This window comes from Crossiella sp. S99.2, assembly GCF_023094165.1.
Taxonomy (GTDB): Bacteria; Actinomycetota; Actinomycetes; order Mycobacteriales; family Pseudonocardiaceae; genus Crossiella.
The window spans coordinates 233,407-254,821 of sequence record NZ_JALMDK010000013.1; the positions used below are offsets into that span (position 1 = coordinate 233,407).

The 21,415-nt window shown below is 71.9% G+C and carries 15 protein-coding genes; 7 read left to right on the forward strand and 8 right to left on the reverse strand.

Annotation, left to right across the window (positions count from 1 at the left end; translation table 11 throughout):
* Position 1 precedes the first annotated feature (1 nt).
* The 3 genes from MZC64_RS37770 to MZC64_RS37785 are packed head-to-tail and all read right to left on the reverse strand — an operon-like array spanning position 2 to position 7,451.
* Positions 2-2,179, reverse strand: a complete 2,178-nt coding sequence (locus MZC64_RS37770) for a VWA domain-containing protein (RefSeq protein ID WP_247764468.1) — start codon at positions 2,177-2,179, stop codon at positions 2-4.
* On the reverse strand, positions 2,176-4,707 hold the full coding sequence (locus MZC64_RS48310) for a CHAT domain-containing protein (RefSeq protein WP_282106502.1): 2,532 nt from the start codon (positions 4,705-4,707) through the stop codon (positions 2,176-2,178). The genes MZC64_RS37770 and MZC64_RS48310 overlap by 4 nt, the downstream gene beginning before the upstream one ends.
* Positions 4,704-7,451 (reverse strand): hypothetical protein, encoded by a 2,748-nt coding sequence (locus MZC64_RS37785; RefSeq protein ID WP_247764469.1) that lies wholly within the window; start codon positions 7,449-7,451, stop codon positions 4,704-4,706. Before MZC64_RS37785 ends, MZC64_RS48310 begins: the two co-directional genes overlap by 4 nt.
* Positions 7,452-7,764: 313 nt before the next feature.
* On the opposite strand from MZC64_RS37785, the gene MZC64_RS37790 reads away from it, so the two are divergent.
* A complete protein-coding gene (locus MZC64_RS37790; RefSeq protein ID WP_247764470.1) occupies positions 7,765-8,580 on the forward strand; it encodes a hypothetical protein in 816 nt (271 codons plus the stop codon).
* Complete coding sequence (locus tag MZC64_RS37795; RefSeq protein ID WP_247764471.1) at positions 8,577-10,259, forward strand: hypothetical protein; 1,683 nt, start codon at positions 8,577-8,579, stop codon at positions 10,257-10,259. Before MZC64_RS37790 ends, MZC64_RS37795 begins: the two co-directional genes overlap by 4 nt.
* A gap of 195 nt (positions 10,260-10,454) precedes the next feature.
* Here MZC64_RS37795 and MZC64_RS37800 read toward each other — a convergent pair whose 3' ends face one another.
* Positions 10,455-12,485 carry a hypothetical protein gene (locus MZC64_RS37800; protein ID WP_247764472.1) on the reverse strand — a complete coding sequence of 677 codons (2,031 nt, stop codon included), beginning with the start codon at positions 12,483-12,485 and terminating at the stop codon, positions 10,455-10,457.
* A gap of 99 nt (positions 12,486-12,584) precedes the next feature.
* Here MZC64_RS37800 and MZC64_RS37805 point away from each other — a divergent pair, with 99 nt between their 5' ends.
* Positions 12,585-13,580, forward strand: coding sequence for a hypothetical protein (locus tag MZC64_RS37805; RefSeq protein WP_247764473.1), 996 nt, complete (start codon positions 12,585-12,587; stop codon positions 13,578-13,580).
* Between the two features lie 352 nt (positions 13,581-13,932).
* Here the strand turns inward: MZC64_RS37805 and MZC64_RS37810 are convergent, their stop codons facing one another.
* The 3 genes from MZC64_RS37810 to MZC64_RS37820 form a co-directional block, all read right to left on the reverse strand.
* The gene (locus MZC64_RS37810; protein WP_308301113.1) at positions 13,933-14,415 is read right to left on the reverse strand and encodes a hypothetical protein; all 483 of its coding nucleotides are present in this window, start codon (positions 14,413-14,415) and stop codon (positions 13,933-13,935) included.
* 87 nt (positions 14,416-14,502) lie between these two features.
* Positions 14,503-15,936, reverse strand: a complete 1,434-nt coding sequence (locus MZC64_RS37815; RefSeq protein ID WP_247764474.1) for a substrate-binding protein — start codon at positions 15,934-15,936, stop codon at positions 14,503-14,505.
* Positions 15,918-16,373, reverse strand: a complete 456-nt coding sequence (locus tag MZC64_RS37820) for a metalloregulator ArsR/SmtB family transcription factor (RefSeq protein ID WP_308301114.1) — start codon at positions 16,371-16,373, stop codon at positions 15,918-15,920. Before MZC64_RS37820 ends, MZC64_RS37815 begins: the two co-directional genes overlap by 19 nt.
* A 119-nt stretch (positions 16,374-16,492) precedes the next feature.
* On the opposite strand from MZC64_RS37820, the gene MZC64_RS37825 reads away from it, so the two are divergent.
* Together MZC64_RS37825 and MZC64_RS37830 are read left to right on the forward strand one after the other, a co-directional pair.
* Positions 16,493-18,055, forward strand: a complete 1,563-nt coding sequence (locus MZC64_RS37825) for an amidase (RefSeq protein ID WP_247764476.1) — start codon at positions 16,493-16,495, stop codon at positions 18,053-18,055.
* Positions 18,052-18,357: a zinc finger protein gene (locus MZC64_RS37830; RefSeq protein WP_247764477.1), complete on the forward strand. Its 306-nt coding sequence runs from the start codon at positions 18,052-18,054 to the stop codon at positions 18,355-18,357. The genes MZC64_RS37825 and MZC64_RS37830 overlap by 4 nt, the downstream gene beginning before the upstream one ends.
* A gap of 248 nt (positions 18,358-18,605) precedes the next feature.
* Here the strand turns inward: MZC64_RS37830 and MZC64_RS37835 are convergent, their stop codons facing one another.
* Positions 18,606-19,076: a hypothetical protein gene (locus MZC64_RS37835; protein ID WP_247764478.1), complete on the reverse strand. Its 471-nt coding sequence runs from the start codon at positions 19,074-19,076 to the stop codon at positions 18,606-18,608.
* A 67-nt stretch (positions 19,077-19,143) separates the two neighbouring features.
* Between MZC64_RS37835 and MZC64_RS37840 the strand changes: the two genes are divergently transcribed.
* Together MZC64_RS37840 and MZC64_RS37845 are read left to right on the forward strand one after the other, a co-directional pair.
* Entirely contained in the window at positions 19,144-19,875 is a 732-nt protein-coding gene (locus tag MZC64_RS37840) for a methyltransferase (protein WP_247764479.1), read from the forward strand.
* Positions 19,872-21,413 carry an FAD-dependent oxidoreductase gene (locus MZC64_RS37845; RefSeq protein WP_247764480.1) on the forward strand — a complete coding sequence of 514 codons (1,542 nt, stop codon included), beginning with the start codon at positions 19,872-19,874 and terminating at the stop codon, positions 21,411-21,413. The genes MZC64_RS37840 and MZC64_RS37845 overlap by 4 nt, the downstream gene beginning before the upstream one ends.
* Positions 21,414-21,415: the final 2 nt, after the last annotated feature.

A 21,415-nucleotide genomic window follows, 5' to 3' on the forward strand; every position in this document is an offset into this window, starting at 1 on the left:
TTCAGGAGTAGTAGTCGTACTGCGTGGTGGTCGGTGGCTCGGCCCGGGCGGCCGAGCGGTCGTGCAGCACGAGTTCGATGCCGTCCCGCAACTCGTGCCTGCCACCGGGGCTGAGGTCCAGCTGATCACCGGCCGGGCCGGTCAGGGTGAGTCCTTGCGGGCCGCGGCGCACGGTGTACCGGTCGCCGGATCCGTTGTGGCCCAGGCTCATGCCCAGTCCGGGCTCGTCCCGCAGCACGAAGCCGAACCGCTCACCGGCGATCTGGGCACGCAGGGTGTCCAGGCTCTGGCCGTGGCGAGTCAGCTCGACCGACACCCCGCGGATGTCCCGCCCAGACCGCTGTTTCCGTTGCCGCCGCAGGAATCCGATCACCAGTGCCACCAGCGCGGCGGCCAATAGCACACACAGCCACCAGAATTCCTCAAACCAGGACGGCTCGGCCACCACCACTCGGGAGATCAGCAACTCGCCGGCGACCGTGCCGTTGGCCTCGTCGACCAGCCGCAGCCGGGCCTGGTTGGGGCCCAGTGCGGTGCCAGGTGCGAACCGCAGTGCGAAGTCCTGTTCCTTGGCGCCCGCCGCCGAAACGTCCACTTTGGACGGTTCGACCGAGATCACCGCGCCCGGACTGGGTTCGGCGACCTCGATCTTCAGTGTGCGCGGCTGGCCGGTGGAGTTGGTGACCTGGGCCTGGCCGGACAGCGAGTCACCCACGGTCACCTCGGTGTCCACGCCGTCCAGGGTCAGCGCGCCGCTGATCCCGGCGGCGCCCTGGGCGATCCGGGTCGGGAAGGGCCGCCGGTCGCCGCTGACGCCGATTCCGGTGACACTGCCGAAGAAATCCAGCCGGCCGCTGGCACTGCCGGGCACCGCGACCCCGCCGGTGTACTGGCCGTCGCCGTCCTGGTCGGTCAGCTCCACCGCGGGCTGGGCGCCGAACCCCTCGCCGGTCAGTTCGGCCAGGAAGCTGAGTCCGCGCAACTGGGCCGGATTGGTGACCGCGCCACGGGAACCGCGGACCTGCATGGTGACCTGTGCCGTGCTGCCGGGTTGCGGTGCGGGCGGAGCCACTCCGATCACCGCGCGCACCGCGCCCTGGAAAATGGCCACCGCGCTGACGTTGCGTGGCTGCACCCCGGGTGGCGCGGACAGTCGCACGGTCCAGTCCCCCGGTTCGGGGTTGACGATGCGCAGCACCTCGGCCTCGGTGCCCTGCCCGCTGATCTCGAACCGGGATTCGCCGACGGTCCCGTGCACCGGCGCGGGTCTGCCCTGCGGATCATGGTAGGCCACCACCACCCGTGGATCCCGTTTGTGCACAACAAAAGCGCCCTCGCTGGCGATCGCGGGCACGGTCAGCGGCAGGTCCAGGCTGCCGCCGGCGGGCAGGTCACCGGTGGCCGGATCGCTCACCCCGGCGCAGCGCGCGGACCGGGAGGCCGCACCAATGGCCCGCAGCAGATCCGCCGAGGTGGTGATCACCGTCGCACTCGGCGGCGAAGTCCTTGCCCCGCAACGATCCTGGCTCGCACCGGTGGCCAGTGCGTTGAGCTGGGCCAGGTCCGCCTGCCCAAACCCCAGTGGCCACACCGAAACCTTGGCCTGGTTCAACTCGGCCAGCAGCCCGGGCAGCTGTCCCCTGGCCGCGGCGTTGCGCGCCTCGGGGCTGTTGCCGTAGGCGGGGCTGCCGCTGACGTCCAGTTTGCCGTCGCTGAGCAGGTACACGATCTTGCGCTCATCCGCGGCGCCGGGCGTGTTGAGGTGACTCAGCGCGGCCCGCAACGCGGTGACGTGATCGGTGCCGTCGCCTTCGTTCTTGGCCCGGCGGCGGAGTTTGCCCACGCAGTCGGCCAGCGCCTGGTGTTTCTGCGGGGTGTCCACTGTGGTCGGTGGGCAGACCGGGTCGATCGGCGACTGGCCGGAGGCGTCCGCGCTGGCGAATCCGATCACCGACACCGTGGACTTCGGCGCGGGCTCGCCCTGCACGATGACCCGCACCGCGTCGCGTTCCCTGGCGATGTCCTCTTCGGACAGACTGCCCGACTCGTCCACCAGCACCACGATCCGCACCGGCCGCAACTCCGGCGGCGGTTCCTGCGCCCCGGCTGGAAGGGGTGAAAAGCCGGACAGCGCAAGGATGATCGCCACTGTCCAGGCGGCCCATCGGTGCGTGCTCATCGCTGTGCTCCAGGTGTCGACTCGGGTTGGGGGATACTGGTCAGCCATCGCAGCAGCGGTCCGCGACGGGTCTGGTAGCCGGTGTCGCCGCAGAGACTGAGGGCGGCCCACCGGGTGGGGTGCTGGTCCGGGGAGTCCAGCTCGCGTTGTGCGCGGAAGAGGGCGACATCCCGGGGATAACGTCGCAGCAGCTGCTCGAACCGGTCGATGGTCCGCGTGGCAAGCAGATCCACGGTCTCCCAGCGCGCCGCGAGCACCGCGGAGGCGCCGGCGGCGAGCGCGACCCGGACGAACCCGAGGTGCTCATCGCGCCCGATCCGCTTGCCCATGGCCGATTCGCACACGCCCAGCGCGATCGTGCCGGTGCGACTGAGGTCGAGGTCCTGGAACCGTTCCGGGCTCACCCGGCCTTCGGCCAGCAGCATGGCCGCGTTGGCCGGATCCCCGCTGTAGTCGCCGTGACTGTCGACGCGGACCACGCGGTAGGTGCCCGCGGCCAGTGCCGCGCCCAGCTCGGTCGCGGTGGCCCGCGCGCCGTCGAGCACCAGCCGGCCGGTGATCGTGGCGGCCGGGGTCACCGGCAGGTTCGGCAGGTTCGGGCCGTGCAGTACCAGCATGTTCGGTGGTCGGGTGCCGCGCTGCCCGCGGGATCGCCGGTGCAGTGGGGCGCGCGCGGCCAGGCAGGGCAGGGTGGATAGCGCGTACCGGCGGCCGAGCACGGTCTCCGACTTGCCATAGCTGAGCAACCCGAACGGAATCTCGGCCAGTTCACCACCGGCCACCACGGTGATCCGCCGGACGTGCGCGGGCAACTCCGTCCGGTCGGACATCCCCAGCTGCTGCTCCAGTTCGAGCACCAGCCGGTCCAGTTCGGTGGTTCCCGGCGGCGCCTCGGCCAGCTGTCGTGCGCCCTTGTTCCGCCAGCACCCGGCCAGCGCGTCGATCGTGCTGATCAGCCGGGTCCGTTGGCAGCCAACGGAATAATACTCAGTCGACACGCCACGCCAGGTTCGTCCAATGAGGACGGAGTGCACGGTGTCCGGAGCGGCGTGCAGCAGCCAGATCCACTGGTCCCTCGGCAGTCCGCGGACCGCCCGGCGGATCCAGCGCCGCGCCCCCGCGCGGTCGCCGGGCGCGGGCAGCGCGCGGGTGGCGCCCCATTTGAGCTGGGGCAGGATCGCCGCGCCTCGGGCCGCCTCGATCGCCACCGCGACCAGGTCGTCGACCCGGCCGCCCTGTTCGGCGGCCCAGCGGATCTGTTCGTCGAACTCGGTGGCGGCGGCGTGCAGCATCCGCAGCCGCACCGCGTCGGTCGGTTGCCGCGCCGCCAGTTCCTCCTCGGCCCGGTGCGCCCGGGCGAGGGCCCTGGCCGCGCGGTCCTGGTGCAGCTGGGGATCCAGTTCGAGGTAGGCGTGCCCCTGTACCCGCCAGGCGGCGATCCGCAGTACCGGCAGCGCATCCGCGGCCGCCAGGCAGTCCCGGCTGTGCGCCACCGCCTGCCCCGCCACCGCGGCGTCACCGGAGTTCCGGGCGGTGGCCAGCAGGAACTCGGCCATCGCCAGCTGCCATTCGGCGTTCTCGGCTCCGGTCAGCAGCAACTGCTCGGCCTCGGCGAACTCGCCCGCCCTGATCAGCCAGCGCACCCGGAACAACCAGTGCTCCCCCACCGCCAACAACCCGACCGGGAACCTGTCACCATCGGCAAATCGTTGGGCCGCAATACTATTCTCGCCCGGCCGGGCCGAACTCTCCGCGGCCGCGAACAGCTCCGGCAGCGCGGCGGCCGCCTCCTCGTCGGCGCGGACCAGTCGCAGCAACCGGACCCGCGCCTCCAGGTAGAAGTAGCGCAACGCCGCGTCCAGGGGCCCGGCCAGCGCGGGCGCCAACTCAGCCAGGGCCTCCTCGTACCGCCCGGCGATCCGCAGTTCCTCGGACCGGCTCAACCGGTCCTGCGGCGACCGCGCCCCGCCCGTTCGCCGCAGCACCACCGGCCTGCCCTCGCTCAGCGCGAGCATCCGCAGGTCCTCCGCCAGCATCGCCACCGCCGCGGCGTTCCCCAGTGCCGCATAGGCTTTGCGCGCGGACCGCAACCGCTCCCTGGCCCGCTCGTACCGGCCTTCCTGCCTGGCCACCAGCCCTTCCAGCCGGCACAGCAGCGCGTGGTCCGCCGGGGCGGTGCAGCTCCGGCGGGCCTCGACCAGGTCCCTACCGACCGTTCGGTAGTCACCGCGACTGAGGTTGGTCTCCGCCCGCAGCAGCAACAACGTCGGCTGCGCGCCATACCTGGTCAGGTAGTCCGCACACCAGGTCAGCGCCGCCGAACTGTCCCCAAGCTCGCGCAACCGGCTGACGTGCTCGGCGGCCAGCGCGGTCCGCAACTCCGCCGACTCCGCATCGGCCAGCTGCACCGCCCACCGGTATGCCTGGTCCAGCGCGACCCGGTCCACCGCCTCCCTGGCCGCGGTCAGGGCGAGCGCGAACGGCGAATCCGAGTCGACGGTGAACTCTCCGCCCGGCCCCGCGGTCATGGGCAGCTCTCCGCGTTCGGCTCCCGCTCGCTGGGTTCCTGGCACACGCTGAGCAACACCAGCAGCCCGCCGATTCCCCGCCAGTCGTCCTCGACGCGAACGCCACTGCCGCTCCCGCCGCCGAGCGGACCGCCAGTGCCGGCACCCGCGGACCCTGGACGTTCCTGGTTGCTCAGCTTCCAGGTCCGGTTTGACCCGCCGGGCAATCCCGGTGCGCCCGCCTCGCCGGTCACCTGGACCACCCGAATCCGGATCTTGGCCTCGACCGGGATCGCGGCCGGTGGCGCACCCGGCTTGTCCGTGCCCACCAAGGCGGCCGTATCGGCCTGGTACACCAGCGCATCGGCGGGCTGGACATCCTTGAGCGTGCCCGTCTTCTCCGACACCACCCGGACCGCCGCAACGTCCACTGGGGACAGTCGAGCGGGCACCACCAGGCGCACCTGCCGCGGTCCGGCCGGAGTGGCCACAGTGGACTCGGCGAGCACCCGCGAGGAGGTCGAGCCGCTGCCCACCTCGATCCACCCGTTGCCGTAGCGGTAAATCGTCTGCCCGTCCGGCCCCGGGTAGGAGTAGCGCATCCCGGGCGCCCCGGTCAGGCCCTGCGCCGGATCCTTGCCCACCCGCTTGATCGCCTCGCGCAGGTGCGCGGCCTGACCGGGCGAGGCGATGATCTCCCGCTCCGGCCGCGCGCCACTGCTCGGCGTTTCCTTCACTCGCACCGTGCCCGTGGACACCTGCTGGTACGAACCGCCGACCACCAGGTCCTTGCCCTCGGCCTGGAAGGTGGTCCGGTACTCGCGGTTCGGGTGCTCGCCGCGCAGCGGGGCCTCGGCGAAGGGCACGGATTCCCTTGGTGTGCCGGTGATCCGCACCGAGCTGCCGTCCGGTCCGCGCCGCAGGTCCACCGTGGTGCGGTCGGCGATCTCGCCCCGGTTGTCCCGGCTGACCCGGTCGAAGCGGGCCGAGCCGGTGGCCGGGTCGACCTGGGTCTTGGCCGGATCCAGCGGACTCGCCCGCCGGATACCCTCGGGCAGCGCCTCGGTCCCGGATGGCTTGCCGCGACTGCGGGTGAGCCCGTCGGAGAGCGAGACCCCGCCGGAAATCCGGTACAGGCCACAGCTTTCGCTGGTTTCCGAGGGTATCGGCAGCACTGCCTCGCCGGTCGCGGACGGCGGGGCGACCACGGCCAGCGGACCGCGTTCCCGCAACTCGCCGTGCCGGGCGTACCAGTCGGCGAAACTGCCCGGCGCGCTCTCCGGCGCGCTCATCTGGATCCGGCCGCTGCCCTGCGTGGTCAGCCATTCCAGGGCCGCCGACCACCGCATCAACTGATCGGCCCTGGTGAACTGGGGTTCGTAATCGGCGACCTGGAGGTAGTTGCGGTCCCACCAGTTGAGGCCCCTGGAGAAGGAGTAGCTGGGTTCCACCTCGGTGCCGCTCGCCCCGTCCGCACGGGAGAACAGGCGGGTGGCCCTGGCCCCGATGGCCAGCCCGGTCGGCGAATAGGACACCGCCGCGTCGTTGGCGCCGAACCACAGGCGACCGGTCTCGTCCTTGGATTTGCCCGCGCAGAGACTGGGCGGCACCGGCGCCTTGGGGTTCGGCACGAACCCCGGCACGGCCGGTACCGGCACGCCCTGGCCGACCCCGGTCGTCCAGGACTTCGCCACAAGATCGACATAGAAGAGCGTGAAACCCGCCTCGGTGCCCGCCAGGCCGCCGTCGTAGCGGGCCTGCGAGTAGACCTGTCCGCCGTCCAGCGCACTGCGCAACGCCCACAACTGGGTCCGGTCCGTGGGCAGACCGGGCGCCGGTTCCCGCTCCGCCGCGGGCTGGAACAGCCGGACGGAGACCGCCCCGCGGAGCTGGGCCGCCGAGGCGTACCCGGTGCCGGACCACTTCCCGGAGAAGATCGCCGCGACCAGCCTGGGATCGAGTCCGGGCACGGTGGCGCGCAGATCCTCCGGACCGGCCACCGGCTTCGGGTCCAGGGAGAAACCCGGTAGCGGGCCGTCGGTCCGCAGGTAGCCGCGTTGCAGCACCGCCACGTCCGCGGGCGAGACCCGGGCGCCGGGTGCCGCCGACCAGCGCCACCCGGACGCCCAGACCTCCTCCCCCCGCTTCTCCAGCCGGGCCAGGTGGCTGGTGTCACCGAGGAAACCGGCCAGCCACTCGGGCCGGTCGACCCTGGACTCCCGCCAGCCGTTGGCCGCCCGGACCTCCCCCGCACCGGCGGAGGGCTCACTGACCACCTCGATCCGCTGCTGTTCCTGGGCGATCCGGTAGCGGTGCACCTGGACCTTGGCCGGATCGGATCCGGCGTCCGCGCGATGCTGGTCCAGGGCCAGGCCGATGGTGCGCGGCCGGTGCGGATCGTCCTGGGGCACCAGCACGTGCAGGGTGCTGCCGTCGAACAGGCCCCGGCCGGGGCCGGTCTGCTGGTCGAGCAGTTCGGTGAAGGCCCCGTCCCGGATCGGCGGGGACTCGTAGGTGGCGGCCGCGGTCCGGTCCGCGCCGAGGCCGAGTGCGGCGGCCAGCCCGAGCCGCGCCCAGTCGCGTAGTTGCTCGGTGACCTCGGGTCCGTCGAGCGCGGCCAGCGCGGCCGTGCTCGCCCGGTAGGAGACGGTCAGCTCCGCCGCGGTGTCCCGGTCATGGTGTTCCGGCCCCGAACACCCCGCTGTGACCAGCAGGAGCGCGGCCAGAGCCGCGGCCAACGACCGCGGCCTAGCTGCTGCGAGCATCCTTACCCCTTCGCTGTGCGCGTTCGACCTGCTTCGACACGTTCTGTGCCTCAACCCATGACGGACGGGGAGCCGACAGGCGGCAGTTTTGGCGAATGGTCGCGGGAACGTTCCCGCGACAGCCGTGTTCAGCTACGGGTTGTCGTCGGAACCACCGGCCATGACTGCTCCTTCCGGGTTCGGCCCGGCGGACTGGCGGCGACCGAGCTGGTCACCGGAGCCGGACACCCTCATGGCGGGGCGTTCCGGATCCGTGGACAGCGCGGTGGTCCGTCAGTGCGGGGACAAGCAGTCGAGGAGGCCGGAGGCTCACATGGTTTTGACCACCTGGGACGGTCACCTGCGCATCGACCACCTCGCCGAGGAGGCCACCGTCGCGCTGACCCTGGTCACCGTCGAATCCGCGACCGAGCTGCGGTTGCGCAGCGGATTGCGGGCCGGGTTCGTCACGGTCGACCGGCAGGGGCCACCCGCGTACGTCGAGGTCGAGATCCGCGAGGGCGGGCTGCCCGCGGATATCGCGCAACTCCTCGGCCCTCGGGTGGCCGCGGCGGTGGCCGAGCTGATCGCCAGCGGCCGGGCGGGCCGCTGGCTGCAACTCGACCTCCGCGAGATCGACGGCCTGGCCGCGGCCTGGGCGCCCTACCGGCGGGTCACCCTCGCCGCCGAGCAGCCGGTCCGGGAGAACCGGGGGGCGCTGGGCGCGTGGGCCGGGGAGCTGTGGACCTGTCTGGGGCTGCCCGACTGGCGCGAGGTGCTGCGGGCGCTGGCCGCGCCACCACCCACGGTCGAGGTCCGCGGCACGGGAGAACCGGAGCCGCCGCGACCGGAGCGCACCGCGGTGGACGGCACCTGGCAGTTGCCCGCCGAACTGGCCACGGCGGTCGGGGTGGCGCCCGAGGTGCGCTGGACGGTGCGGCCATTGACGGACGAGGAGTTCGAGATCGAGCTGCGGGCCCGGCGCACCGGACCACCCGGCGGTGCGGTGCTGCAGGCGGGTCTGGACGACGGCGCGCAGCGGTGGATCTCCTTCACCGCCGGGGAAGGCGGCGAGCCGCGGGCGCGGCTGATCGGTGCGGGTGAGCCGGTGAGTGTGCGATTTCGGTCCGAGAGCAGGGGGTTGGGATGAGTGCGGCCGGGGACCCGACGCCGGGTCAACAGAGGCTGGCGGACTGTGCCGAGGGGGTGTTCGACGCGCTGTACCGCGCCGATCTGGACACCCTGCTGGCCCGCTGCGGCCCACGCGCGAAGCTGCGGGACAAGGTGGTCCGCCGGGCGGACAAGCTGCTCGCCAAGCTCGCGGGCAGCGCGGAGGCGGTCCAGCCGGGCGAGGGTCCCTTGCTTATCGCGGCCTGTCTCACCTGGGGCCGCAACCAGGCCGGGATCGCCACCAACACCACCAACGCCGTCCGCAAGTTCCGGCGCTACCGGCGATTCGCCCAGCTGCCGCTGGAAATCCTGGTCCGCACCGACCGCACCGTGCCCGATGACGACCGGGTGATCTCGGTGCTGGCCCGCACGCTGTGCCTGCGCACCAGGGTGAGCGAGGCGGTCGCCGGTCAGGAGCCCGAACTGATCCTCAACATGGTGCTGCCCGCCATCGTCGCCGCCCTGGGCCCGGCCCATCCCGCCGAGGACAGGCTGACCGAGGTCGCCCTCGACGTGCTGGACCGGGGCGCCGAACTGGCCGCCGCGCACCTGCTGACCCGCCGCCGCGCCGGCGTCGGCGACCCCGGGCTACCGGTGCTCGGCAACGCCGACTTCCTGATCCGCATCGCCGCCTACCGGGTGGCCATCCAGGAACAGCACGGCCAGGAACCGGCGCCGCTGGCCCAGTCGGTGACCGAGCTGTCCACGGTGCTGCGCAAGGCGATGACCACGGTCGAGGACCGCCCCAACCGCCGCAGCGCCGGTGAACCGGACGTGGCCATCGCGCTGAACCGGTACGCCGAGCACCTCGGCGCGGTGGCCGGCAACCCGGCGCGCGAGGCGGTCCGGGCGGTGCACGCGGTGCTCAACCACCGCCTCGGCCTGACCGAGCCTCCGCACCAGGCCCTGGCCGACCTCAGCGACCTGCCCGCCCCCGCCGCCGAACACCCCACTCGCCGGCTGGAAGCCGAACACCTGGTCGGCTGGCTGATCGCGGGCCTGTTCCGCGGCGCGGGCCCGGAAGCCCGCGGCCCGCTGCTGAACTGGCTGGACGGCAAGCATACCCCCGACGAGCCAAGGCATTTGCCCCTGCTGGTGCGCAGACTGCGCATCGCGATCAAGATCCTGGAACAGGTCCCGGAAGCCGCCGCACCCCGCCCCGCCGGCCTGTCCCCCAGCCGTTTCCAGGCTCTGCTCGCCCAGCTCACCGCCAGGATCGACCCCGGCCAGCTCACCGGACGGTCCACTGTGGACGCCCACTATGTGCCACTGGCCACTCTCCCTCCACTGTGGACAGATCGGCACCCAGCCAGGGAACTGGTCGGCTCCCACCTCCGGATCCAGCTCGGCACCCGCCCCGGCAGCGAGCACCAGGCCGCCCTGGTGGCCGGGCACGGGGTACGCGCGCCACAGCAGTTCGTGCACAAAGCACTGGTGTTCCAGGAAGAACCGTGCTGCCCGGAACCCCGGCCGGAGCGCGGCGACCGCCCCCGGGAACCGGTCCCGGACACGGAGGTCTGCCCGCACCGCCCGTGGGGCGAGGTCGGCCGGGTCGAGAACTACCACACCCTCGGCCGCTCGATCGGCTGCAGCGCCGACGCCGCCCGCCAGCAACTCCGGCGCTACCAAGGCCCCTGGCCCGAACTGCTGTGGCCCTAGCGGACCGGCCCGAACCGCGCGGGCCGTAGGCCACCGGCCGGAACGGCTGGCCCTGACCCACCGGCCCGAACTCCGCTGGGCCAATCCCACCGCCCGAGCCACGCGGGCCTTAGGCCACCGGCCGGAACTCCGCTGGCCCACACCCAACGCCCGGACCACGCTGACCCAAACCCACGGCCCGGCCCGTTTCTGCCCCTAGCCGAGCAGCGCCAGCCTGGCCCGCAACCCGACCAGGCGATCGTGGTGGCTGTAACTGCTCTCGTCCCCATCGGTGACCAGCCGGGCCCACTGCTCCGCGATCCCCAGCAACCGCCCGGCCAACGCCACCTCGCCTGCCCCCGCGACCCCCTGTTCCACCGCGGTCAGCAACGCGGGCACCGCGAGCAGGCAGAAATGCGCCGCGGGCTCACTCACCTGTCCCAGCAACGCGACGGTGTCCTCCTCCGCCAGCGCCCGCGAGATCCAGTCGAACCCCATCCCCGCCCACTGCCGGGCCAGCTCCGCCCGCCCGCTCTCGGCGGCCAGCGCGCTCAGCGTGGTCGTCGCCCGGGAGGCGATCTGCAAGGACTGCCGCAACGGCAGGAAACTCCGGGTCCGCTGCCAGTACCGCGTTCTGGCCGGGATCACGGTCTGCGCGAAAAGCTCGACCCCCGCGACCAGATCGGCCTCCCGATCCGGATGCGTGGTCAGGTAGGAGGCGTAGTTGTGCAGGTGATGCCCCACCGACAGGTCGGCATCCCCTTCGCTGCCAACGGGTTCCAGCACCCGGCGGTAGGCAGCCCAGGTCTCCTGCAACCAGTCGTCCAGCTCCGCAGGCGGCGGCAACTTGCCATCCGGATCGGTCGCGTTCGTCCGCCGGACAATGTTGATCTCCACATTGGCCGAGGAGATCGCCTCCGCCGCCGCCCCCCGGTCCACCACCCCGGCCTCGGTCAGCTCCACGCATCGCTCGACCTGGCTCATCAACTCGGCCAGCGGCTCGGCCAGGTCGTGCCGCCGGTCGTGCCGCAGGGTGTGCACGGTCATGTCGGCCACCCGACAGCGTCCCAGCACGGTCACCGGATCGTCCGCTCCCAGGCTCTCGGTGGCCAGCAACGCCACCTGGGCCAGCAACGGCACGATCCCCGCCCGGGTCCGCTCCCGCGCCCGCACGTCGAACCGGACCTGCCGCAACACCGCGAGCAATCCGAGCACCACCGCCCGCCGCGCCGGCACCGGCAACCCGCTCAGGTCGGTGGCGCGGGGGATGCGTGGCAGGACGTCGACGGCGTCGGCTTCGCCGTCGAGCAGGTGCCCGAGCTGTTCGACGTAGCGGCCCAGCACCTCGGTGGGGGGCACCAGGGCTTCGACGGCGAGTTGGCCGGGGGCGCGCTCGCTCAGCCAGAGGTGGCTGGAACTCTGCCGGGTGCCGATGGCCATCAGCTGCCGCAGCAACCGATCCACGATCTCCTCGGGCGCGCTGAGTCCCAGCCCGCGCACCGTCCGGTCGGCGAGATCCAGTTCCCGGGGCCGCGACGCCGACCCGCCGCTCGCCGACCCGCCGCTTGCCGACGCTCCGGACGCGCCGCCGCCGTTCCGCACCTCGGCGTCGCCGCCGGTCTCCGGCTGCGGCCTGCCCACCTCGCTCCGGGTCAGCGGCAGCGCGGCGATCGACTCGGCCAGCGGCAACTGCCACTCGACGAGGAGTTCGCGCTGGATCGTGCGGGCCCGGATGGCCGCGGCGACCAGTGCGGGCTGGGTCCGGAACGCCTCCAGCACCAGCGCCGCCCAGGCCACCACCCGCAACCGGGCGGGCAGGGGTGTGCCGTCCGCGGCCACCAGCAGGGCGAGTGCGGCCTCGATCGCGTCGGCGACCGGGTCCAGCAGCCGGTTCGCCGCGGTCAGCACCACGGCGGCCTTGGTGTCGGGGCCGAATCGGTTGAGGGTGGCGTTCGGGATCTCGTTGGGCAGGGCGCCGCCGGGGCGGGTGACCGCGACCCGGTCGACGATGGCCCAGTCCGCCTCGCCGTCCACCGCGGTGTCCGCCCGTCTGCCGGGCATCGGCGCGCCGCGGGCGATCTCGGACAGCGTGAGCTTGTTGTAGTCGCAGACCCAGGTGCGGGCGCCGAAGGGTCCGCGCGTCCAGGGAACGCCGAAGAGCGGGGCGAGTTTACGAGCCAGCCGGGCCGGGACGATCTCCGACCTGACCTCGGGAATGTCCGGAATCTCGGCGGGAAGCAGGCCCATCCGCACTCCTTGACTCGGGTAGCACATTGTGGATCTTACGACACGGTGATTCGTACTCAGTCGCTCGCGACTTTTTTCGTTCCCGTAGGATTACGGGTCATGAAACCCAGTGACGGACCACCGCAGCGCGTACCCGCCTGCGTTGACGTTGCCGCGGTGCTGGCTGCCATCTGGCATGAAGCGCTCCCACACCGTGCCGCGATCCACCGCGCCCTGGCCACCACCCGGTGCGATCTGCGGCTGCGCTCCCCCGGCTTCGGCCTGGACGGCGACTGCGCCTGCCGGGACTTCCTGGTCGACATGCTCGTCGAGTGCGACCAGGCCCTGGCCGAACGGGCCACCGAACTCCGCAACCCACTCGGCGCGGCCCGGGTGCACATGCGGCTACGCGCCGCCCCGGACTGGATCCGCCGCCGCCGGACCGCCATGGGCGCCCAGGCCAGGGTGGACCGGATCCGCATCGGCGCCAGGGCCCGCACCCTGCCCGACGAGTTCCACCGCGCCCTGCTGGAGTACCTGGTTGACGAGGCAGGCTCGATGGCCCCGCTGGACAACCAGGCCGAGCTGATCCACCGCCTGTCCCACCGCTGCGCCCGGGAGTTCGGCGGCAGCGCCGAGCAGCACCTGCCCCGGGTCGCCGCCGGCCTGGCGCTGATCGAACGCCACTGCCGGTCCGGGCCCAGGGTCAACATCGGCACCAGGGACAAGCCCGACCACGTCACCTGGTGGGACCGCTACATAGACCGCCCGCTGGGCCGCCGCCCGCGCCGCGCCCTGCTCTCGACCTCCACCGCCCAGGACGGGCTGGACGCCAGGGCCGACCTGCACGGCGCCAACCTGACCAGGGACAACACCGCCGACACCGACGACACGGTCCTGGCCGTGTTGCACGAAGCCCTGCGCCGCCAGCCCGAAGACCCCGCCGCCGCCCTGCGCACCGGCATCTCCGCCCTGGTCGCCCACGACCTGCTCGCCGAACCCACCGCCAAGGCCCTGCTGACCGACCGCTCCCGCTTCGCCACCGCGACCCGGGAACTGGTCAGTCTGTGGCTCCGGCAGGCGGCCAGGTTCCGCCCGCCGCTGACCGGTCACTGATCCGGCCACTGAGCCGGCCACGCCGGTCGTCTCCGCCGGTCGCCGCGCGGCGAGCGGGTCCGCGCGGGTCACAGCGGCGAGCGAAGGTGCAGCGGGATGCCGGCCGTGCTTGGGCTGAGGTGCGACGGGCTTGGGCTGAGGTGGGGCGGGCTTGGGCTGGGGGGGAGGCGGGCTTGGGCTGGGCTGGGGCGGTTGGTTGCAGTTGGCTGCGGTTGGTGGGCGGCTTGGGATCCGCGGGATTTGGCGCCTCCTCCCTGCGGCTGGGCGCTTCCTTGTCGTGGCTGGGTCTGTTCGTCGCGTGGCTGGGTCTGTCCTTTCGTGGCCAGGCGTCTCCTTTGCGTGGCTGGGCATCTCACTTTGGGTGGCTGGGCGTCTCCTTTCTGCGGCTGGGTGCTTCTTTCGCGTAGGTGGGCGCCTTCTTGGTGCGGCTGGGCGTCTCCAGTGGGTGGGTTGAAGCCTCCTTGTCAGGTTGCGGGGACCGGGGGTTTCCACGGCTGCAGCCAGGGGTGGGTGCCCAGCCTTCTACCGCGGACCGCAGGGGGAAGAAGGTGGCGCCCTCGACGGATTCGCGGACGATGTCGGCGTGTCCCATGACATGGGCGTCCTGGTATTCCGACGGGTCGCCCCAGACGTGGCCGGGGTCGGTGATGATCGCGGTCGAGTGGTGCTCGGTGCTGGTCAGGCCGCCGATGGTGAGCGAACTCGCCGAGGCGGCGGTGCGGGCCTGGTCGTCGGTGAGGCCGTGCGCGGCAATGCGCACGGCGTGGCGTTGTGCCGCAAGGAAAGCCAGTAGCTGGGCGGATTCCTCGTGGTGCAGTGGTGGGCGGGCCGGCATGAGCCCACCTTGGCAGGACCATCGAAAAAAGGCCCATGGGTTATCCACAGGCCCGAGTTATCCACAGGGCGGGGTTTCGCGGGTTGCTCAGCGCTCGACGATGGTGAAACCGTGGGGCACGGCCTTGGCGAGGAACAGCGGCGCCTTGCCCAGGGCCGGACGTGCGGACCGCCAGAGGGTGGACTCACGTTGTTCCCGCATCGCCGCCGACAGCGCGCCCAGGTCGAACTCCCGGCGCAGGGCACCGCTGGAGGCGAGCATGTGAATGGCCTCGTAGACCGATTCGGTGATGCTGGACAGCGGAGCGGCGCTGGCCCCGAAACGGTCCCGGTAACGATGGAGAAAGGCGGTGTTGGTAGCGGAGTCGACCTCTTGGAAGTAGCTGAAGGCGCTGTACACGCCCTGCGCGGCGATGCCGCCGGTCAGCTCCCGGGTGGACTCGTCGAAGGCCATGGACAGCGTCCGGCAGCGGGACCGCAGACCCGCGGCATGGCTCTGGCGCTCGAAGTGGGCTTCGTCGGAGCCGACGAAGGTGGAGATCACCAGGCTGGCGCCGGTGCTGATGATCTCCTCGATGATGTCGGCGAAGTCCTTGGTGCCCAAGGGTTTGTACCGTTCGGCGACGACCGAGCCACCGAGCTGTTCGATGATCCGGCGGGCCTCGCGGTTGCACACCCGCGGCCAGACGTAGTCATCGCCGCACAGGAAGGTGCGGCCGCCGGTCTCGGCGACCAGCGAGGGCAGCGCGGCGCGCAACTGGGCGGAGGGTCGTTCGCCCAGGCGCACCACGCTGGGTGAGAACCGGCCGCCCTCGTTGATCGGCGTATGTACCAGAAGAACGCCCAATTTCCTGGCCCACTTGGCCAGGACCGGAAACACCGCGGAGGTGCAGTTGGTGACCACGACCCGGCAACCGTCGGCGCGGACCAGGCGCTGGAACTGCTCGGCGCCGATGTCCGGCGAGCTGGCGTCGTCGCGGACCACGACCTGGAGATGGCAGCCGTCCACGCCGCCGTCGGCGTTGACCTCGTCGGCGGCCATCCGGGCCAGGTTCTCGGTGGTGCCACCGAAGATGCTGGCCGGGCCGGACTTGCTGACCAGTACCCCGATCCGGATCGTGCTCGGTCCGGCCAACTCCTCAAGGGGGTCATAGCCACGTTGCCGCAGTAACCAGGTGACCGCGTCGTCCGGCACCTCGACGCCCAGCCGCACGGTGGTGCCGCGACCGCCGTTGGTCAGTGTCATGGTGCAGGAGACCCGGCCGGGCCAGGGCACCTGCTGCTCGATGACGATCTTGTGCGGCGGGTTGAGATAGGCGATGCGACCCACGGCCTCGATGGTCGGGCTCTGCGGATCGGAGGGGTTGACCGGAAGCTCGAAGCGGACCAGGCCGCCGACCATGAACGCGTCGTAGTCGGCGCCGAAGAGCCAGCCGGCTTCCTTGTCCTGTCCCAGCAGTCCGAAGACGTCCCCCGGTGGCAGGGCGACGTCCCGCTGCTGAGTCAGTACGAGGTTCCCCACCTGCGCTGTTCCGCCTCCGGATCGCGGTGCTTAGCCGAGATCGTAGCGAGTCCGTCCAGCGACGCTCCGTACAGGGTGCTCAGGAACGCCACCACGTCATTGATCGGCTCGACCCGCAGGGAGTAATAGCGATACTTGCCCGCCCGGCGCTCCTGCACCATGCCGGCCTCGCGCAACACCTTGAGCTGCATCGACACCGCGGTGCGGCCGATGTGCTCGATGTGTCCGGCCAATTCGGTCACGGTCAGCTCGCCGTGCTCGCGCAGGAGGCTGAGCACGGTCCGACGGGTGTCGTCGGCCAACGCGTCAAATGCGGACGCACCACCGCCCACAGCAACCACCCACCAAGCTCGCTCGGCCCCCACGACCGCCCCAATTTGATCACTGTAGGCGATCCACCGGGAAGGCAGCAAGACAAGTGGGTGATTCTCCGCCACTCATCCGGAGCAGACTGGACAGACGTTCGCGTCAAGATCCATTGACACGTAACGGGTAGGTCAATACGCTTCGGTAACTCGGATTTTCCACTATCGCACGCTGGAGGGGATTTTCGGCCATGGGAACAGTCCCTCCCACTATCGAAGATCTCCGCGCCCTGGCCGAGCGTTACAACCTGACCCTGGACGATGCCGCGCTGGCCTCCTTCCGCGGGCTGATGATCCCCACGCTGGCCTCCTACGACGTGGTGGAAAAGCTCTACGCCGAGCACGCCCCGCCGATGCCCGCGCGCAACTACGCGGTGCCCAGCCCGGCGGAGAACCCGCTCAACGCCTGGCAGCTCTACACCGAGCTGTCCACCCAGGCAGAGGGCCCGCTGGCCGGCCGGCGCGTGGTGGTCAAGGACAACATCGCGGTGGCCGGCGTGCCGATGGGCAACGGCTCCCGCTCGTTACAGGGCTTCGTGCCCCGCGAGGACGCCACCGTGGTGCGCCGTCTGCTGGAGGCGGGCGCGACCATCGTCGGCAAGGGCACCTGCGAGGACCTCTGCTACTCCGCGGGCAGCCACACCGCGATCTCCGGCCCGGTGCGCAACCCGTGGGACCCGACCCGCACCTCCGGCGGCTCCTCCTCCGGCCCGGCCGTGCTGGTGGCCACCGGTGAGGCCGATCTGGGCCTCGGCGGCGACCAGGGCGGCTCGATCCGCATCCCGGCGGCCTTCTGCGGCGTGGTCGGACACAAACCGACCTACGGCCTGGTGCCCTGCACCGGCGCGTTCTCCATGGACAACACCCTGGACCACCTCGGCCCGATCACCCGGACCGTGCGCGATGCCGCGCTGATGCTGACCGCGCTGGCCGGGCACGACCCGGACGACCCGCGCCAGGACGCCTCACTGCGGCCGCGGGACTACCTCAAGCACCTCGACGACGGCGTCAAGGGCCTGCGGATCGGCCTGCTCGCCGAAGGCTTCGACATCCCCGGCCTGTCCCAGGCCTGCGTGGACGACTCCGTGCGCAACGCCGCCTACGCGCTGGAACAGGCAGGCGCGCGGGTCAGCACGATCTCGGTGCCCTGGCACCGCACCGGCATGGACGTCTGGAAGGTCATCGCCACCGACGGCATCGCCTGGCAGATGATCGAGGGCAACGCGATCGGCCGGAACTGGGCCGGGCGCTACGACCCGGAGCTGATCGCGCACTTCGGGCGCGGCCGGGCCGAGCACGCCGACGCCTTCTCCGAGACGGTCAAGCTGGTCACGCTCAACGGCGGCTACACCCTCGGCAAGTACCACGGCGCGCACTACGGCATGGCGCAGAACCTGGTGCCGCACCTGATCAAGGGCTACGACCAGGCGCTGGCCGAGGTCGACGTGCTGGTGCTGCCTACCGCCCCGCACGTGGCCACCCCGCTGCCCGGCCCGGGGGCCAGCCGCGAGGAGTACGTGATCGCCGCGCTGGGCCTGGTGCCCAACGTCGCCCCGTTCGACGCCAGCGGCCACCCCGCGATCGCCGTGCCGGCGGGCCGGGTGGACGGGCTGCCGGTGAGCATGATGATCGTCGGCCCGCACCACCGCGACGACCTGTGTCTGCGGGTGGCCAGGGCCGTGGAGACCGCACTGGGTGGCTTCCCACCCGCACCCGCGCACGCCCCCCTCGCCGCGACCCGGGAGCAGTCATGACCATCGCACCGGAGCCCGGCCCGCCCACCGCACTCGGCGACCCGGGAGCGCTCGACGAGCCCATCGGCTTCGGCAATCCCACTCCCGAGCAGCTGCTCTTCTACTGGATGCCGGTGGACGGCCGCCGGCACGCCATCTGCGGCGCGCACGGCTCGCACCGCCCCGGCCAGCCCGCCGACACCCTCTGCGGCCGGCAGGTCGTCACCCGCACCGCCTCCGAACGCGAGTGGATCCTGTGGACCACCTGCGATGAGTGCTGGCACATCGCCAAGTCCGCGCAGCACGCGGGCAGCCACCGCTGAAGGTCTCGAAAATGCCGTTGCGGGCCGCGATCTCCGCGGATTAGCGTGGCGGTACACGAGAGAGGAGGTGGTCCAGCGTTGGATATCAACAGGACTCGTGAGGTGGCTGTCCGCTAGGACCGCCTTCGGCTTCACTGAGCGAATTCCAGACAGCTACCCGGCCCCCGGACCTCCGAGTACAGTCCGACTCGGCCCACCAAGCTACCGGTGGGAGCAGGTCCGGGGGTTGCTGTTTGTCCGGGGTCGCCTCAGCCGCCCAGGGCGGCGGCGACCACCAGCACCGCGGCGGCGATCGCGCGGAACAGCCAGGGCACCGTCTTCTCCGTGAGCAGGGCGGCCAGCAGGTAGGACACCGCGGCCAGCACCGCCGTTTCCACCGAGGGCAGCGCCGGGGTGTAGCCGACCAGGCCGCCGATCCGGATCAAGCCCAGCACCAGCACCGGGCCGAGCAGGGCGATCAGGCCGTTGCCCGCCACCTGGAGCAGGCCCAGCAGCCACCAGCCCACCGTCACCGCCAGCAGCGCCACCACCCCGACCACCACGCCGGGGCTGGTCAGCGTCTCGACGGGCACCCAGCCCCTCGGTTGGTCACAGGGCTGTTCCGGACACGACGAGGGCAGCAGCGGCAGTACCGCCAGCCACAGCAGCACCACCGAGGCGCCGACAGCAGCCGCGGCGGCGCACCGGATCACCAGGCGCATGGGTTGGGCTTCGACCATGAACAAATCGTGGCAGAGTCCGGGCGTCGGCGTGCGCGGGCGGGGTTGCTCCGGCAGGGTTGAATTCATGAACCGAGCGCTGGACGCCGATGAACTGCAGAGCGAGTTCGACGCGCACGCCCGGCGGTACGACCTCCTGGTCGGCGCCAACCTCGGTTACCACCGCGATCTGCGCCGCGCCGCGGCCCGGCTCGGCCTGCGCGAACAAGGCGGCGGGCAGCGGGTGCTGGACCTGGGCTGCGGCACCGGCGCCTCCACCGCCGCCATCCTGGCCGCCTACCCGCTGGCCACCGTGGTCGGCGCGGACGCCTCCGGCGGCATGCTGGCGGCCGCGCGGCGCAAACCCTGGCCGGGCAGCGTGACCTTCACCCAGGCCAGGGCCGAGCGGCTGGCCGCGGCCGGGGTGCGCGGGCCGTTCGACGCGATCTTCGCCGGATATCTGCTGCGCAATGTGGCCGAACCGGACGCCGTGCTGGCCGACCTGCGCGCGCTGCTGCGTCCCGGCGGCCACCTGGTGCTGCACGACTACACCCTGGACCGCCGCCCGCTCAGCCGCGCGGTGTGGACCGCGGTGTGCTGGGGCGTGATCATCCCGGCCGGGCTGCTGGCCACCGGCCGCACCGGGCTCTACCGCTACCTGTGGCGCAGCGTGCTGGACTTCGACCGGGTCGACGCACTCCGGGACCGGTTGCGCCGCAACGAATTCACCGAGGTCAGGGCCGGATCAGCCGGGGGCTGGCAACGCGGGATCACGCACACCGTGCGCGGGCGCAGGCAACTCGACGGAGGCACTGGATGATCCCGCTGGGCACCGATCGCCGCGCGGTGAAACACCTGCCGCGCGGCAGCCGCCCCGACGTCCGGCACCTGTCCGCGCCACCCCGGGTGGTGGTGATCGGCGGCGGGATCGCCGGACTGGCCGCGGCCACCGCGCTGTCCGACCGCGGCGTCGAAGTGGTGCTGCTGGAACGCGAGGACTACCTGGGCGGGCGGGTCGGCGGCTGGCCGGTGACCCTCACCGACGGCAGCCGGGTCACCATGACCCGCGGCTTCCACGCCTTCTTCCGCCAGTACTACAACCTGCGCCAGCTGCTCCGCCGCGCCGACCCGGAGCTGCGCGCGCTCACCCCGCTGACCGACTACCCGCTGCTGCACAGCAACGGCCACGCCGACACCTTCGCCGGACTGCCCAGGACCCCGCCGCTCAACGCCGCCGCGTTCGTGTTGCGCAGCCCCACCTTCTCCTGGGCCGAACTGTCCACAGTGGACCCTAGAAGGGCGATGACACTGCTGGACGTGCGGGTCCCGGAGACCTACGCCGAACTCGACCACCTGGACGCGGTGGAATTCCTGGACCGCATCGGATTCCCCGCCGCCGCCAGGGATCTGGCCTTCGAGGTGTTCTCCCGCAGCTTCTTCAGCGACCCCCGGCTGCTGTCCGCGGCCGAACTGGCGGTGATGTTCCACATCTACTTCCTCGGCTCCAGCGAGGGCCTGGTCTTCGACGTGGCCGCCGACCCGTTCCCGCACGGCCTGTGGGAACCGCTGGGCCGCTACCTGTCCGGGCGCGGCGTGGAGATCCGCACCGGCGTGCGGGTCAGCGCGGTGGAACCCAGCGCCCGCCGCCGCTACGCCGTGCACCTGGCCGATTCCCTGACCCCCCTGGAGGCCGACGCGGTGGTGCTGGCCACCGATGTCGGCGGCTTGCGCACCATCGTCGGCGACTCCCCCGGCATCGCCACCGCCGACTGGCGCGGGGCGGTCAGCAGGCTGCGCACCGCACCCCGGTTCGGTGTGCTGCGGTTGTGGCTGGACCGGCCGGTGCGCGCGGACCGGGCCGGATTCCTGGGCACCGCGGGCTTCGGGCCACTGGACAACATCAGCGTGCTGGACCGCTACGAGCACCAGGCCCGCGACTGGGCCATCCGGCACGACGGCGCGGTGGTCGAACTGCACGCCTACGCGCTGCCGGTGGACGCGGTGCTGGGCGACGTGCGCGCGGAACTCCTCGCCCAGCTGGGCAAGGTGTACCCGGAGACGGTGGACGCCCGGATCGTGGACGAGCGCTTCGAGATCCGCTCGGACTGCCCGCTGTTCCTGCCCGGCACCTACCAGGACCGGTTAGCCGTGCGCACACCCGAGGATTTCCTGGTGGCGGCCGGGGATCACGTGCGCACCGGACTGCCGGTGGCGCTGATGGAACGGGCCGCCACCGCCGGATTCCTGGCCGCGAACGCGTTGCTGGGCAACTGGGATGTGCAGGGCCGGACGCTGTGGACGGTGCCCACCCAGGGCCGCAGCCCACTGTTGCGCACGCTGGCCCGCCGGTTGCGCTGACC

Coding starts and splice junctions, on each gene's coding strand:
- MZC64_RS37825 (WP_247764476.1), top strand. CDS start 16,493: ATGGGAACAGTCCCTCCCACTATCGAAGATCTCCGCGCCCTGGCCGAG.
- MZC64_RS37845 (WP_247764480.1), top strand. CDS start 19,872: ATGATCCCGCTGGGCACCGATCGCCGCGCGGTGAAACACCTGCCGCGC.
- MZC64_RS37795 (WP_247764471.1), top strand. CDS start 8,577: ATGAGTGCGGCCGGGGACCCGACGCCGGGTCAACAGAGGCTGGCGGAC.
- MZC64_RS37835 (WP_247764478.1), bottom strand. CDS start 19,076: ATGGTCGAAGCCCAACCCATGCGCCTGGTGATCCGGTGCGCCGCCGCG.
- MZC64_RS37770 (WP_247764468.1), bottom strand. CDS start 2,179: ATGAGCACGCACCGATGGGCCGCCTGGACAGTGGCGATCATCCTTGCG.
- MZC64_RS37785 (WP_247764469.1), bottom strand. CDS start 7,451: ATGCTCGCAGCAGCTAGGCCGCGGTCGTTGGCCGCGGCTCTGGCCGCG.
- MZC64_RS37840 (WP_247764479.1), top strand. CDS start 19,144: ATGAACCGAGCGCTGGACGCCGATGAACTGCAGAGCGAGTTCGACGCG.
- MZC64_RS37810 (WP_308301113.1), bottom strand. CDS start 14,415: ATGCCGGCCCGCCCACCACTGCACCACGAGGAATCCGCCCAGCTACTG.
- MZC64_RS37790 (WP_247764470.1), top strand. CDS start 7,765: ATGGTTTTGACCACCTGGGACGGTCACCTGCGCATCGACCACCTCGCC.
- MZC64_RS37805 (WP_247764473.1), top strand. CDS start 12,585: ATGAAACCCAGTGACGGACCACCGCAGCGCGTACCCGCCTGCGTTGAC.
- MZC64_RS48310 (WP_282106502.1), bottom strand. CDS start 4,707: ATGACCGCGGGGCCGGGCGGAGAGTTCACCGTCGACTCGGATTCGCCG.
- MZC64_RS37830 (WP_247764477.1), top strand. CDS start 18,052: ATGACCATCGCACCGGAGCCCGGCCCGCCCACCGCACTCGGCGACCCG.
- MZC64_RS37800 (WP_247764472.1), bottom strand. CDS start 12,485: ATGGGCCTGCTTCCCGCCGAGATTCCGGACATTCCCGAGGTCAGGTCG.